The organism is Candidatus Allofournierella excrementigallinarum (assembly GCF_944388085.1).
In the GTDB taxonomy this organism is placed as follows: domain Bacteria; phylum Bacillota; class Clostridia; order Oscillospirales; family Ruminococcaceae; genus Allofournierella_A; species Allofournierella_A excrementigallinarum.
In genome coordinates this window covers 1-13,699 of record NZ_CALXHK010000051.1, presented here as the reverse complement: position 1 = coordinate 13,699, position 13,699 = coordinate 1, and the positions used below count along the sequence as shown (strand labels likewise).

At 65.3% G+C, this 13,699-nt stretch carries 12 protein-coding genes; all 12 read left to right on the top strand.

Going from position 1 to position 13,699, the window contains the following annotated elements:
• Window positions 1-387, top strand: a 387-nt coding sequence (locus tag ACH2AT_RS09095; RefSeq protein ID WP_394965395.1) for an ABC transporter permease, incomplete at its 5' end; no start/stop codon positions are given.
• The gene (locus tag ACH2AT_RS09090) at window positions 363-1,154 is read left to right on the top strand and encodes an ABC transporter ATP-binding protein (protein ID WP_394965394.1); all 792 of its coding nucleotides are present in this window, start codon (window positions 363-365) and stop codon (window positions 1,152-1,154) included. The genes ACH2AT_RS09095 and ACH2AT_RS09090, both read left to right, overlap by 25 nt.
• Window positions 1,155-1,256: 102 nt before the next feature.
• Window positions 1,257-3,755, top strand: a complete 2,499-nt coding sequence (locus ACH2AT_RS09085; RefSeq protein WP_394965392.1) for a hypothetical protein — start codon at window positions 1,257-1,259, stop codon at window positions 3,753-3,755.
• Between the two features lie 391 nt (window positions 3,756-4,146).
• Complete coding sequence (locus tag ACH2AT_RS09080) at window positions 4,147-5,220, top strand: ABC transporter substrate-binding protein (RefSeq protein WP_394965390.1); 1,074 nt, start codon at window positions 4,147-4,149, stop codon at window positions 5,218-5,220.
• Between the two features lie 144 nt (window positions 5,221-5,364).
• Window positions 5,365-6,897, top strand: coding sequence for a sensor histidine kinase (locus ACH2AT_RS09075; protein WP_394965388.1), 1,533 nt, complete (start codon window positions 5,365-5,367; stop codon window positions 6,895-6,897).
• A complete protein-coding gene (locus tag ACH2AT_RS09070; protein WP_394965386.1) occupies window positions 6,894-7,559 on the top strand; it encodes a response regulator in 666 nt (221 codons plus the stop codon). The genes ACH2AT_RS09075 and ACH2AT_RS09070 overlap by 4 nt, the downstream gene beginning before the upstream one ends.
• 51 nt (window positions 7,560-7,610) lie before the next feature.
• Window positions 7,611-8,429 carry a glucosamine-6-phosphate isomerase gene (locus ACH2AT_RS09065; RefSeq protein WP_394965384.1) on the top strand — a complete coding sequence of 273 codons (819 nt, stop codon included), beginning with the start codon at window positions 7,611-7,613 and terminating at the stop codon, window positions 8,427-8,429.
• Between the two features lie 27 nt (window positions 8,430-8,456).
• Window positions 8,457-9,611: an N-acetylglucosamine-6-phosphate deacetylase gene (gene nagA, locus ACH2AT_RS09060; protein WP_394965382.1), complete on the top strand. Its 1,155-nt coding sequence runs from the start codon at window positions 8,457-8,459 to the stop codon at window positions 9,609-9,611.
• Window positions 9,608-10,339 (top strand): sulfite exporter TauE/SafE family protein, encoded by a 732-nt coding sequence (locus ACH2AT_RS09055; RefSeq protein ID WP_394965380.1) that lies wholly within the window; start codon window positions 9,608-9,610, stop codon window positions 10,337-10,339. The genes nagA and ACH2AT_RS09055 overlap by 4 nt, the downstream gene beginning before the upstream one ends.
• Window positions 10,340-10,501: 162 nt before the next feature.
• Window positions 10,502-11,782 (top strand): glucose-6-phosphate isomerase, encoded by a 1,281-nt coding sequence (locus ACH2AT_RS09050; RefSeq protein ID WP_394965378.1) that lies wholly within the window; start codon window positions 10,502-10,504, stop codon window positions 11,780-11,782.
• A complete protein-coding gene (locus tag ACH2AT_RS09045) occupies window positions 11,779-12,849 on the top strand; it encodes a type I phosphomannose isomerase catalytic subunit (protein WP_394965376.1) in 1,071 nt (356 codons plus the stop codon). Before ACH2AT_RS09050 ends, ACH2AT_RS09045 begins: the two co-directional genes overlap by 4 nt.
• Window positions 12,850-12,945: 96 nt before the next feature.
• The coding region (locus ACH2AT_RS09040) for a class II fructose-bisphosphate aldolase (RefSeq protein WP_394965374.1) at window positions 12,946-13,699 on the top strand (754 nt) is incomplete at its 3' end.

Genomic DNA, 13,699 nt, shown 5'->3' with positions numbered 1-13,699 from the left:
ATCTTCATCGCCTGCTTCCTGGTGCTGGTGGTCACCATCTACCAGGGCGTGTGCAACGTGGACATCACCCTCATCAAGGCCGCCCGCATCCTGGGCGCCACCGACCGTGACATCTTCTTCCGGGTGGTCATTCCCGCTTCCACCCCCTTCATCCTCACTGGCGCCCGCCTGGGCCTGTCCGCCGCGCTGACCACCCTGGTGGCCGCCGAGCTGACCGGCGCTTCCGAGGGCCTGGGCATGATGATCCAGAAGGCCAGCGGCTACTACGACATGGGCACCGTGCTCATGGGCATCATCGTCATCGGCATCATCGGCATCTCCATGGAGAAGCTGGTTCGGTTCTTAGAGAGGAGGCTCACAGGATGGCAGGAAACAGTGCAGCAGTAAAGGTCAAGATCGACAACGTCGTCAAGAAGTTCAATGGCCGCGGCGGCGAGATGATCGCCCTGAACGGCGTCACCCTGGACATTCACGAGAACGAATTCATCACGGTGGTGGGCCCCTCCGGCTGCGGCAAGTCCACCATCCTGAACATCATCGCCGGCCTGCTGGAGCCCACCAGCGGCAGCGTCTATGTGGACGGCAAGAAGGTGGAAGGCCCCGGCCCCGAGCGCGGCGTGGTGTTCCAGCAGTACGCCCTGTTCCCCTGGCTCACCGTGCGCAACAACGTCAAGTTCGCGTTGGACATGCGCGGCATCAAGGGCCCCGAGGCGGACGCCATCGTGGATAAATACTTGAAGATGGTGGATCTGGAGAAGTTTTCCAACCACTACCCCAAGGAGCTTTCCGGCGGCATGAAGCAGCGCGTGGCCATCGCCCGCGCCTACGCCGCCGAGCCCCAGGTGCTGCTGATGGACGAACCCTTCGGCGCGCTGGACGCCCAGACCCGCACCCAGCTGCAGTCTGAGCTGCTGAAGACCTGGGAGACCGAGCAGAAGACCTGCTTTTTCATCACCCACGACGTGGACGAGGCCATCATCCTGGGCCAGAAGGTGGTCATTATGAGCGCCCGCCCCGGCCGCATCAAGGAGATCGTGGACATCGACATCCCCTATCCCCGCGACCAGGAGACCAAGATGAGCCCCCGCTTTTTGGAGCTGAAGAACTACATCTGGAGCCAGGTGTACCAGGAGTATCTGGAAGTGCGCAAATAAGCGCGAAAAACCGCACCAAAACGCCCCGGACCCTCGCGGCCCGGGGCGTTTATGCTTCAAAAATGTAAAATCCGGCCCGGGTTTGTTGAAAAAGCCACAAGGATGTGGCTGACCTATCTGGTGGAATACGGCAGTGTGCGGAACGTCACCCTGGAGAGCGACGTGACCATGCCTGCCGGCGTGCAGTTCCAGCCCATCGGCGCGGGCAGCAACGGGTTCTACGGCGACAGCAACACCGCCCGCCGCACCTTTGACGGCCAGGGCCATTCCATCACCGGCCTGACCATCCGCGCGACCTCCAGCCAGACCGGCATGTTCACCAGCTTGAAGTATGCCACCATCAAAAATCTGACTCTGGATGTGGACGTGGAGACCGCCACTGCCTATACCGGCGGTGTGGCGGGCTATGCTGTGGCAGGCGTCACCTTCCAGAACATCACCGTGAAGGGCCGCGTCGCTGTGACCGGCGGTTCCTACGGCTGCGCCGCCATCGCGGCCGCTGTGGGCAATAAGGATGCAGAGAACGCCCCTGTGGAGTTCATCAACTGCCGCAATGAAGCCGCCGTGGGCGGCAGCGCCGGCTACAACATCGGCGCCATCTTCGGTACCGGCAGCGGCTCCATGGATGACATCGGTGTTTACAACTGCTCCAATGCGGGCGCCATCACTGCCGCCGGCAGTGTGGGCTACGTGTTCGGCTACGGTTATCTGAAAGCCGGCACCGAGCTGGAGATCATCGGCTTCGAGAGCACCGGAACGGTGAACGGCGGAGCCGGCACCATCAGCAGCGCCGCTGGCAGTGGATATACCTATGACACCACTTACGCCGGCTCTGAGAACAACGCCATCAAGAACGACCAGGGCGAGTGGATTGTGAAGGGCGATACCCCTGAGACCACCCCCGTGGCCTCGGTCAACGGCGTGGACTACACCTCCATCAACGCCGCGGTGAACGCCGCCAACCCCGGTGATGTGATCACCCTGCTGGCCATCGCCGCCGAGGATGTGGTCGTTCCCGAGGGCAAAAATGTCACTCTGGACCTGGCAAGGAAGATCCTGAACCTGAAGGGTGAACAGCAATACGATCCGAAAGGCAACGTGAAGGCGAAAATGGTGGGCATTGTCAACCATGGCAGCCTCACCATTCAGAACGGTGTCGTTGCCTGGAGCGAAGCATTCTCCGGCATTGCCAACACCGGCACGCTGAACATTGCTTCCAACGCCACGCTGAGCAGCACGGTGAAATCGTGGGACGGCAGCTGCCTGATTTTCAATGTGGGCGGAAATGTCACCACCGCCGGTTCGCTCAGCAGTACAGCCAACGAGGGCATCGTGACCTACGGCGGCAGCGTGAACGTCACCGGCGGCCGCATCACTGCGAAGAACGCGAACGCATCCTGCGTTACCATCTTCAACCGGGAATACAACAACGAGAGCGCGGGCGCCAATGTGGTCATCTCCGGCGGCAAGCTGGAATCCGGCAACAACTTCACCGTCAGCACCAACAACCTGTACTCCGGCGGTAAAAACGGCAGCAACCTCACCATCACCGGCGGCGAACTCGTCTCCGACATCACCGCGGTCTACTGGCCGTCCGCCGGCACGCTGACCATCGGCGCCGAGGGCAACGCCAACAGCCCCGTCATCACGGCCAAGAAAGGCTCTGCCATCGAAGTTTGCAGCGGCACACTGAACGTTTACGGCGGCACGCTGAAGGGCGGCACCGAGCATGCCGAAAATGACAGCATCACCACCACCAGCGAGTGGGTGGAAGCGTTCCGTGCCAACTCCGGCGCTTCCTGCATCGGTGATGCGATCACGGTCATCGCCCGCCGCGGCGGCGGCTACGTTTCTGCGCCTCTGAATGTCACCATCGCCGGCGGCACCTTCACCAGCGGCCAGAACTACGCGGTGCGCTTTATGGACTGCAACACCACCGAAAATGCCAATCAGCTGGAACAGGCTGTCTCCGCGGGCATCACGGGCGGTTCTTTCAGCGGCAAGATCGCCGCGGTGGATGCGTCCTTCGTGAAGTCGGACGAGCAGAAGATCATCGGCGGCGGCAGCTTCTCCAGCGACCCCACCGCCTACCTCGCTCCCAACAACCATGTGGAGAAGAATCCGGACGGCACCTTCGGTGTGAAGGCGGGCCCCGCGCCCACTCCGAAGCCGGAGGAGCCCTGGACCCCGAATCCCCCCCCCCCCCCCCCCCCCCCCCCCGCCCCCCCCCCCCCCCCCGCCCCCCCCGCCCCCCCCCCCCCCCCCCCCCCCCCCCCCCCCCCCCCCCCCCCCCCCCCCCCCCCCCCCCCCCCCCCACTCCGAAGCCGGAGGAGCCCTGGACCCCGAATCCCACCCCCACGCCCACCCCCGTGCCGGCGCCCGCCGCCACCCCGAAGCCGGCGGCCACCGCGCGGCCGAAGCCCACGGCTACCCCCGCGCCCACCGAGGCTCCGGCCACGGCGACCCCCACCCCCGAACCCGCTGAACCCACCCCGACGCCCGCGCCCACCGAGGCTCCCGCCGAGCCCGCCGGCACCGACGCCGAGGGCGGCCTGCCGGTTGTGCCCATCGCCATCGGCGGCATCGCTCTGGTGCTGCTGATCCTGGTGCTGGTGCTGCGCAAGCTGCTGGGCAAAAAGGACGAGGACGAGCGGGGCTATTGATGCACCCGTAAACGGGCCTGACCCGTGAACCAGAGCGGCCCCCGCCACACAGGCGGGGGCCGCTTTTTGCCCGTCGCAAGGGGTTACAAATGGTAACGGACGCTGCCCGCCGGAGGGGGATTTCTCCGGCAGAACTCACAAGGCTCCGGCAGCGATCCTGTCAAAATGGCCAAAAATTACCCCGGCTTGGTATGAGAATATTTCATACTTTTCAATGCCGCTCCCGGCGCGTATACTTTGAGATGACGACAGCCGGCAAAGCGTCTTTCTTTTCCGGCACACCGGGGCGGGCCTTCGCCCGCCGCTTAAAACAATGGAGGAAGATACATATGAAAAAGCTTCTCAGCCTTGCGCTGGCAGGCGTTATGGCCCTGAGCCTGGCCGCCTGCGGCAGCACCCCCAGCAGCACCCCTGCTTCCACCCCGGCTTCCGAGCCCGCTTCCGCTTCCACCCCGGCTTCCGAGCCCGCCGAGGAGTTCGAAACCGTGGACCTGCGCGTTGCCTACATGCCCAACATGGGTTCCAACAGCCTGCTGTCCACCGCTCTGAACATGGGCTATTTTGAGGAGATGGGCCTGAACGTCACCCTGACCGAGTTCCAGGGCGGCCCCGCTGAGATCGCCGCCATGGCTTCCGGCGACATCGACATTTCCCAGATCGGCCACGGCGCCCACTCCCTGTGCATCAACGGCGAGGCCAAGATCTTCCATCTGGACTGCACCAGCCTGGCCGACGCCGTGATGGCCAACACCGAAAAGGGCATCAGCTCCATCGCCGACCTGAAGGGCAAGACCATTGCCGCCACCGCCGGCACCTCCGCCGAGATCATCCTGAACCTGGCCCTTGAGTCCGCCGGCCTGACCCAGGACGACGTCACCCTGGTGGAGATGGACGCCAACGGCATGGTCACCGCCATGATCGGCGAGCAGATCGACGCCTGCGCCACCTGGAGCCCCAGCACCATGACCATCGCCCAGAACATGGGCGACAAGGTGATCACCCTGGCCACCAACAACGACTACGTCGACCAGGTCACCTTCCCCTCCAGCTTTATCACCACCGAGGCCTTCGCCAATGAGAACCACGACGTTCTGGTCCGCTTCAGCCGCGCTCTGCTGAAGGCCCAGGACTACCGCGCCGCCAACATCGAAGAGGTGGCCAAGTGGGTGGCCAAGCAGTGCAAGGCCGACGAGCAGACCATGCTGGACTGCGTGGGCGAGGGCAACTGGCTCACCGGCGAGTTCATCAATGAGGGCCTGAAGGACGGCACCGTCAAGACCTACTACGAGAACCAGCAGAAGGTGTTCATCGACGGCGGCCAGGTCACCGCGGAAGTTCCCGTGGAGGATTACGTCCTGTTCGACGTCATGGAAGAGGCTGCCGCCGCCAACTACGGCGCCTGAGCCGCTTAAAACCGCATAAGATCTGCAAGGGGGCATAAAGGCATTCTTTATGCCCCCCTTTTTTTGCGCCGCGGCCCAAAAATCCCCCGGCGGCGGCGATTTTGTGGTATAATGGCGGTAACATGAAACAGGGGAGGTGCGGCGATGCTGGTGCTGGTGCTGGTGCTGATGGCGGTGGCCGCCGTGATGGTCATCGCCAACCGGCGGGACGTACTCTCCGCCTATCTGGGCGGCCTTTCCGCCAGTTTTGTCGTGATGATGTGCGGCGTGGTCACCTATGTGGCCAAGATGGGCGGCTATAACACGCCCCAGCGCCTGTTCCTCTTTTTGCTGCCCGATCTGCAGCTGTGGCTTCAGGGCCTGCCCATCCCCCTTGGCACCCTGGGGTATCTGGTGGCGCTGGGCCGCAGTTTGTTCCCCTATTTCCTTTTGTGCCTCGGCATCTACCACTCCAACCTGCGCTGGGTGCGCCGCCACGAAAAGGCCATCCGCCGGGCGCACCTGCTGGGCACAGCGGCGCTGCTGGCCTACTATTGGCCGCCGGTGTTCCGCTGGGTGGTGGGCGGCCGCTTCTGGGTGCTGGTGCTCATGCGCCAGGTGTGCCTGGGCTGGATCGTGGCCAGCGTGGCCGCCGCGCTGGCGCTTCTTCTGCAGGAGTATTTTGCCATCACCAGCCCCTATTTCAAGCGCAGCACGCGCCTGGTGGTGCTGGCGCTGGTGAGCGTCACCGCGCTCTACGGCATGTACGCCATCCAGGACCCGGGCCAGATCTACAACTTCTACGTTTCGGAATACATCCGCCTGGGCTCCCTGAACTACCTGCGCACCGCGCTGTCCAGCGGGTGGAGCTGGCTGCCCCTGCTGGCCTGCACCGTCTTTTTCGTGGGGCTGGGCTCCTTCAACATGATCCACTACAGCCGCATCAGCCAGTCGGAGGCCCAGGAGGACACCACCCTCCAGCGCAAGTTCGACACCGCCTCCATGGGCGCGTCGGTGTTCGTGCACAGCATCAAAAACCAGCTGCTGGCCGCCCGTGTGGCCCATAAAAAGCTGCAGCAGGAGCTGGAAAACCCTGCGCCGGACCTGGAAAAGGTGCGGGACTGGGCCGCCTGCCTGCGGGAGATGAACGCCTCCATGCTGGAGCGCATGGAAGAGCTCTACCGCTCCATCAAGGTCAGCTACATCGAGCTGGTGCCGGTGGAGTCGGGCGAGATCGTCGAGGCGGCGCTGGCCCGGCTGGCCCAGAAATACCCCGACGCGAAGGTGCAGGTGCACCAGGGCGTGCAGGCGCAGGTGCTGGCGGACCGCACCCACATGGCGGAGGCGCTGTACAACCTGCTCACCAACGCGTGGGAGGCGGCGGGCGCGGCGGGCGCCCCCAGGGTGGAACTGCTGGTGCAGCCGGAGCGTCTGTGGCTGGACTTCATCGTGCGCGACAACGGCCCCGGCATCTCCCGCGCCGAGCAGAAGAAGATCTTCGACCCCTTCTACACCAGCCGCAACACCAACACCAACTGGGGCATGGGCCTTTACTATGTGCGCCAGATCGTCAAAAGCCATCTGGGGCACCTGCAGATCAAAAGCGCCGAGGGCAGGGGCAGCAGCTTCATCGTGATGCTGCCCCGGTATGTGCCCGGGCGGCAGAAACAGCAACAAGGGGGGCAAAGCGAACGATGATCACCATTCTCATTGCCGACGACTTTGACCTGCTGCGGCAGGACCTCACCGAGATGCTCAACGCCCAGCCGGACATGCAGGTGGTGGGCCAGGCGGCCACCGGCGCGGGCATCGTGGAGCTGGCGAAAAGCGTCAAGAGCGACATGATCTTGATGGACATCGAGATGGAGAGCACCTCCGCCGGCATCCAGGCCGCCGAGGCCATCCACGCCGCCGACCCCGACCGCCTCATCCTCTACCTCACCGCCCACGACACCGACCGCATGATCCTCACCGCCATGGCCACCGGCGCGGTGGACTACATCGTCAAGGGCGCCGAGGACGAGGAGGTGCTGGCCCACATCCGGGCCGCCGCGGCGGGCCACCCCATGCTCAACGCCCGGGTGCAGTCCACCGTCATCCGGGAGTACGACCGGCTGCGCCGCTCGGAGCAGAGCCTGCTCTTCTTCATCAACAACGTCTCCCAGCTCACCAGCGCCGAGCGGGAGCTGGTGCGCCTGCTGCTGCAGGACAAAAAGGTCAAGGAGATCGCCGCCATCCGCTGTGTGGAGGTGGTGACCGTCAAGACCCAGATCAAGGGCCTTTTGCATAAGTTCGGCTGCACCCGCACCAAAGAAATTGTCGAGATGATCCGCCAGCTGAACATTTCCCATCTGTTTTAACGCCGGGCGGCCTTCCGCCGCCCCCTCGTGATATAAGAAAGGAGAACCGTCATGTACGAATACTTCCACATCAGCGCCCAGGACCTGGGCAGGGACGCCAAGGTCCCCGTTCTCAAGCTGGGCGATTCCGGCGAGGTGTTTTACGAGATCGCCATGGAGATGATCAACACCATCCAGGCCAACAACGCCGCCGGCAGGCACACCGTCTTCATCTGCCCCGTGGGCCCCGTGGGCCAGTACCCCATCTTCGTGCGGCTGGTCAACCGGGACCGCATCAGCCTGAAAAACTGCTGGTTCATCAACATGGACGAATACCTCACCGACGAGGGCGAGTGGGTGGACAAGAGCCACCCCCTGAGCTTCCGCGGCTTCATGGACCGCACCGTCTACACCAAGATCGACCCCGAGCTGCTGATGCCCGAAAGCCAGCGCATCTTCCCCGACCCCCACGACCCCGGGCACATCCAGCGGGTCATTGATGAATTGGGCGGCGTGGACGTGGCCTTCGGCGGCATCGGCATCAACGGGCACCTTGCCTTCAACGAGCCCCAGGACGAGCTGACCGCCGACCAGTTCGCCGCCCTGCCCACCCGGGTGCTGGCCATCAGCCGCGAGACCCGCACCACCAACGCCATCGGCGACTACAACGGCGCCATCGACGCCATGCCCCGCAAGTGCGTCACCATCGGCATGAAGCAGATCTTGAGCGCCAGGAAGATCCGCCTGGGCGTCTTCCGCGACTGGCACCGGGCCGTGGTGCGCCAGGCCGCCTACGGCGAGGTGAGCGCCCACTTCCCGGCCACCCTCATCCAGCGCCATCCCGACGCCATGATCATCGCCAACGCCAACGCTTCGCAGCAGCCGTTCTAAAGAAACGGGCAGGGGAGGAAAAGCAAGATGGAACAGTTCGTCATCACGGGTGCCCTGGTCTACACCGGCGGCCGCTTTGTGCAGCGTGAAGTCTATGTGGAAAAGGGCTGCGTGGCCCAGCTGGCCGAGAAGGTGAACGCCCCCGCCGGCTGCCCCCGGCTGGATTTGGGCGGCAAGCGCCTTGCGCCCGGCTTCATCGACATCCACACCCACGGCGCGGCCGGGGTGGATGTGAACGCCGCCACCGCCGCCCAGCTCAACGGCACCATCGGCCACTTCTTTGCCAGCCAGGGCACCACCGGCTGGCTGTGCAGCGTGCTCACCGATACCCCCGAGCAGACCCTCTGGTGCCTGGGCCAGGCCAAAGCCGCCATGAAGGAAGCGGGCGGCTGGGCGCAGCTTCTGGGCGTGCACCTGGAAGGGCCTTTCCTGGCCAGCCAGTACAAGGGCGCGATGCCCGAGCACCTGCTGCAGAAGGGCTCGGCCGAGCTCTTCGCCAAGTACGAGGCTGCCGGTGAGGGGGCCATCAGGTACATGACCGTCAGCCCCGAGGTGGAGGGCGTGCCCGCCATGGTGCGGGACATCGCCGCCCGGGTGAAGGTGGCCATCGGCCACTCCGGCGCGGACTACGACACCGCCATGGAGTGCATCGAAAACGGCGCGGTGAGCGCCACCCACACCTTCAACGCCATGCGCCTGTTCCACCAGCATCAGCCGGCCATCATGGGCGCGGTGCTGGAGAGCGACGTGTACTGCGAGGCCATCTGCGACGGGCGGCACCTGCACCCCGCCAGCGTGCGGCTGCTGCTCAAGTGCAAGGGCTGGGACCGGGTGGTGGCCGTGACCGACAGCATCATGGCCGCCGGCCTGCCGGACGGCAACTACAAGCTGGGCGTGAACGACGTGGTGGTGGAGGGCGGCGACGCCAAACTTGCTTCCGACGGCACCCGCGCCGGCAGCACCCTCACCACCGGCCAGGCGCTGAAGAACCTGGTGAAGTTCACCGGCGAAGGCCCCGAAAGGGTGCTGCCCCTGCTCACCAAGAACCCGGCGGACCTGCTGGGCCTGCCCCAGAAGGGCCGCATCGCCCCGGGGTGCGACGCCGACTTCGTGGTGCTGGGCGACGACCTTTCCGTGCTGCGCACCATCGTGGGCGGGCGCACCGTCTACACCGCCGGATGACCGCCCCGCTGACCCTGGCGCTGACCGCCCTCATCTCGCTGGCGGGCAGCTTTGTGCAGGCCGCCACCGGCTTCGGCTACGCCGTCACCGTGATGGCCCTCTGGCCGCTGTTTCTGCCCTACAAGACCGCCCTGGTGGTGGAGCTTCTGGCCGCGATGGCCCTGTCGCTGGCCATCGCCCTGCGCTACCGCCGCTTCATCAACTGGCGGCAGCTCGCCGCCCCCTGCGCCGCCTCCTTTTTCACCAACTGGCTGGGGCTGCAAATTATGGCCGGCAGCCCGGAAACGGTGCTGCGCCGCCTGCTGGGCGCGGCTTTGATGGCCCTGGCGGTCTACTTCATCTTCTTTTCCGAAAAGTTCCGGGTGAGGCCCACCCTGGCCGCGGGCCTCATCGCCGGCGGGGTGGCGGGGCTTACCGCCGGGATGTTCAGCATCGGCGGGCCGCCCATCGTGGTCTACTATCTGGCCGCTTTCGAGGATAAGAAGGAGTACACCGCCACCACCCAGATGTATTTCATCCTCACCAGCCTGTGGCTGGTGGCCCAGCATCTGTGGATGGGCAACGTGGACGCGCTGGCGGTGCAGTGCACCGGCGCGGCGCTGGCGGGCCTTGCGGCGGGCGCCGCCGCGGGCCTTGCGGTGTTCCGCGCCCTGCCGCTGGAAAAGATCAAAAGGCTGGTCTATGCTTTCATGCTGGCGATGGGCGCCTACATCCTCATCGCCGGCTGACCCCGTTTTTTGGGGAAAAACCGTCCCTCCGCGCCGCGGAGGGATTTTTTTACAGTATGAGGCTTTTTCATACTCGCAATTGAAGCCGCCGTGCCGTATAATGGAAACTGGAAGAGATTGTGCCCGCGGCGCCGCGGGCAGAAAATAAGGGAGGGACGTGCAATGAATCTGAACCTGGATTCCGACCTTGCCCGCCGCATGACCGAGCCGGGGGACGTGGAGGCGGCGCTGGAAGCCGCCAAAGCGGAATACCGGCGGCTGGCCACCCTGGCGGACGGTGACAGGGACTGGCCCGTCACCGGCTGGTTCCACTGCGCCGAGGCTGCCCAGCAGCTGGAGCTCATCAAGGCCAAGGCCGCCGAGATCCGCCAAAACGCCGACGTGTTCGTGCTGGTGGGCGTGGGCGGCTCCAACCAGGCGGCCCGCGCCGTCATCGAGTCGGTGAAAAAGCCCGGCGGGCCCGCCATTCTTTACGCGGGCAACACCCTTTCCGCCCACGGGGTGGCCCAGACGCTGGAGGCCATCGAGGGAAAGAGCGTTTACATCGACGTGATCGCCAAGAACTTTGAAACGCTGGAGCCGGGCAGCCACTACCGGGTGCTGCGCGCCGCCATGGCAAAGCGCTATTCCAAAGAGGAGATGGCAAGGCGGGTCGTCCTCACCGGCACCGTGGGTTCCCGCCTGGAGGAGATCGCCAAAGAGAACGGCTGCACCTTCCTGCCCTTCCCCCGCCGGGTGGGCGGGCGCTACTCCGCCTTCACCCCGGTGGCCCTTCTGCCCCTGGCGGTGGCGGGCCTGGACGTGGACGCCTACCTTGCCGGCGGCCTGGATATGGAACGCCAGCTGGCGGCGGCGGAGGGCGGCCTTGCCGCCGAGTACGCGGCGGTGCGCTACGCGCTTTACCGCCGGGGCTTCCAGGTGGAGATGCTCACCGCCTTCGAGCCGCGCCTTTACTGGGCCGAGCAGTGGTGGAAGCAGCTGTTCGGCGAGAGCGAAGGCAAGGAGAAAAAGGGCATGCTGCCCGCTTCCATGATAAACTCCGAGGACCTGCACAGCATGGGCCAGTACATGCAGGACGGCCTGCGTTTCATGGCCGAGACCTTCCTTTCGGTGGACGACCCCGGCGCTTCGGTGGTCATCCAGCCGGACCCGGCCTTCGGCGACGGCTTCGACTATCTGGACGGCATGGATTTTGCCAACATCAACCGCGCGGCGGAGAAGGCCACCATCCAGGCCCACGCCGCCGACGGGGTGCCCTGCACGGTGCTGCGGCTGCCCCGCATCGACGAGCATACATTCGGCCTTTTCTACTACTTCTTCATGGTCGGCTGCGCCCTCAGCGGCCGGCTGCTGGGGGTGGACCCCTTCGACCAGGAGGGCGTGGAGGAATATAAGCGCAGCATGTTCGCGGCGCTGGGCAAGCCCGGCGCCATGGGCAGATGAGCGGCCTTTCGGCCCGGCCCTTCCGCCTCGCGCCCAACCGGGTGAACTACCTTCTGCCCGGCGGCGAGATGATCGACGAGTTCCTGGGCCTTCGCCGGGGCGCGGCGCCCGGCGCCAGCCAGATGTGGGTGGCCAGCACGGTGCAGTCCACCCTGCCCGGCGCGGCGGACAGCCGCTCTTACATCCTGCCCGAAGACGGCGGCGGCTGCCTTGCCGAAGAACTGCAAAAAGACCCGGCGGCCTTTCTGGGCAAAGCCCACGCGGCGGCTTTTGGGGCGGATGTGGGCTTTCTGCTAAAGCTGCTCCACTCCAGTCAGCGCCTGCTGGTGCAGGCCCACCCGGACAAGGCCAAAGCCGAAAAATACTTCCGCTGGCCCCACGGCAAGACCGAGGCCTGGTATGTGCTGGCCACGGAGGGCGAAGCCTGCATCTGGGCGGGCTTTCGACCCGGCGTAACGCGGGAAGGCTTCGCCGCCCTCATCGAACGGCAGGACACGGCGGCCATCCTGGGCTGCCTGCACCAGTTCGCCATCGCCCCCGGCGACGTGGTTTTCATCCCGGCGGGCCTGCCCCACGCCATGGGCGCGAACAGCCTGGTGGCGGAGATCCAGGAGCCCACCGACATCACCCTGCGGGCGGAGTACATCCGCCCCGACGGCAGCCGCCTGCCCCCCGAGAGCCTGCACGGCGGCGCGGGGATGGAGGCCCTTTTGGACTGCTTCGACTTTTCCGGCGCCGCCCCGAAAGAGGCGGTGCGGGAAAAGTATTTCCTCACTCCGGCCCGGCGAAACATCCCCGGCGGGGAGGAGGCTGCCCTCATCGGCCCCGCCGCCACCTCCTGCTTCGGCCTTGTGCGGGTGCGGGCCCTCGGCCCCTGCCCCCGGGAAAACCCCTCCTTCCGGGTGCTGCTGGTGGAAAAAGGCGAGGGGGAACTTTCCGGCGGCGGCGTGACGCTGCCTCTGAAACAGGGCACGGAAGTGTTCATCCCCGCCGGGGTGGGGGAGTATGCCCTTGCCCCCAAAGGGGGCGAGCTGGCGGTGCTGGAATGCATCCCGCCCGCGCCCTGACTCGAACAACGCAAAGCCGCGCCGCCCTTTGCCGCGGCGCTCACAAAAACACCGCGGGCCCGCCGCCCGCCCGATGAAAGAAATGAGGTAAAAACTATGCTGGTACCCCTTCGCGCGATTTTGGAAGCCACCGAACAATATCACTACGCCCAGGGCGCTTTCAATGTGAACGCCGTGGCCCAGGCTAAGGCCGCCATCGAGGTGCACGAGATGTTCCGCTCCGCCGCCATTCTGCAGGGCGCGGACCTGGCCAACGGCTTCATGGGCGGGCGCACCGACTTCATGAACGCCACCCTGGAAGACAAGATCAAGGGCGCGGCCAACATCGGCGCGGCGGTGAAGAAGTATGGCGAGGGCAGCCCCATCCCCGTGGCCCTGCACCTGGACCATGGCCGCAACTTCGAAAGCTGCAAGGCGGCCATCGCCGGCGGCTACACCTCCGTCATGATCGACGGCTCGTCCCTGCCCTTTGAGGAGAACATCGAGCTCACCCGCGAGGTGGTCAAATACGCCCACGAGCGGGGCGTTTCCGTCGAGGCCGAGCTGGGCGTGCTGGCGGGCGTGGAGGACCATGTGTTCAGCGCCGGCTCCACCTACACCAACCCCCTGGACGCGGTGGAGTTCATCAAAAAGACCAAGGTGGACGCCCTGGCCATCAGCTACGGCACCATGCACGGCGCCAACAAGGGCAAGGGCGCGAAGCTGCGCAAGGAAATTGCCATCGCCACCAAGGAGTGCCTGCTGCACGAGGGCATCTTCTGCGCCCTGGTGAGCCACGGCTCCTCCACCGTGCCCCAGTACATCGTCAAGGAGATCAACGACCTGGGCGGCGACATCCAGAACGCCTACG

Bases quoted from the DNA above. Each gene is read 5' to 3' on its own strand.
- ACH2AT_RS09090 (WP_394965394.1), top strand. From the start codon at position 363: ATGGCAGGAAACAGTGCAGCAGTAAAGGTCAAGATCGACAACGTCGTC.
- ACH2AT_RS09050 (WP_394965378.1), top strand. From the start codon at position 10,502: ATGAATCTGAACCTGGATTCCGACCTTGCCCGCCGCATGACCGAGCCG.
- ACH2AT_RS09045 (WP_394965376.1), top strand. From the start codon at position 11,779: ATGAGCGGCCTTTCGGCCCGGCCCTTCCGCCTCGCGCCCAACCGGGTG.
- ACH2AT_RS09055 (WP_394965380.1), top strand. From the start codon at position 9,608: ATGACCGCCCCGCTGACCCTGGCGCTGACCGCCCTCATCTCGCTGGCG.
- ACH2AT_RS09085 (WP_394965392.1), top strand. From the start codon at position 1,257: ATGTGGCTGACCTATCTGGTGGAATACGGCAGTGTGCGGAACGTCACC.
- ACH2AT_RS09065 (WP_394965384.1), top strand. From the start codon at position 7,611: ATGTACGAATACTTCCACATCAGCGCCCAGGACCTGGGCAGGGACGCC.
- ACH2AT_RS09070 (WP_394965386.1), top strand. From the start codon at position 6,894: ATGATCACCATTCTCATTGCCGACGACTTTGACCTGCTGCGGCAGGAC.
- ACH2AT_RS09080 (WP_394965390.1), top strand. From the start codon at position 4,147: ATGAAAAAGCTTCTCAGCCTTGCGCTGGCAGGCGTTATGGCCCTGAGC.
- ACH2AT_RS09075 (WP_394965388.1), top strand. From the start codon at position 5,365: ATGCTGGTGCTGGTGCTGGTGCTGATGGCGGTGGCCGCCGTGATGGTC.
- nagA (WP_394965382.1), top strand. From the start codon at position 8,457: ATGGAACAGTTCGTCATCACGGGTGCCCTGGTCTACACCGGCGGCCGC.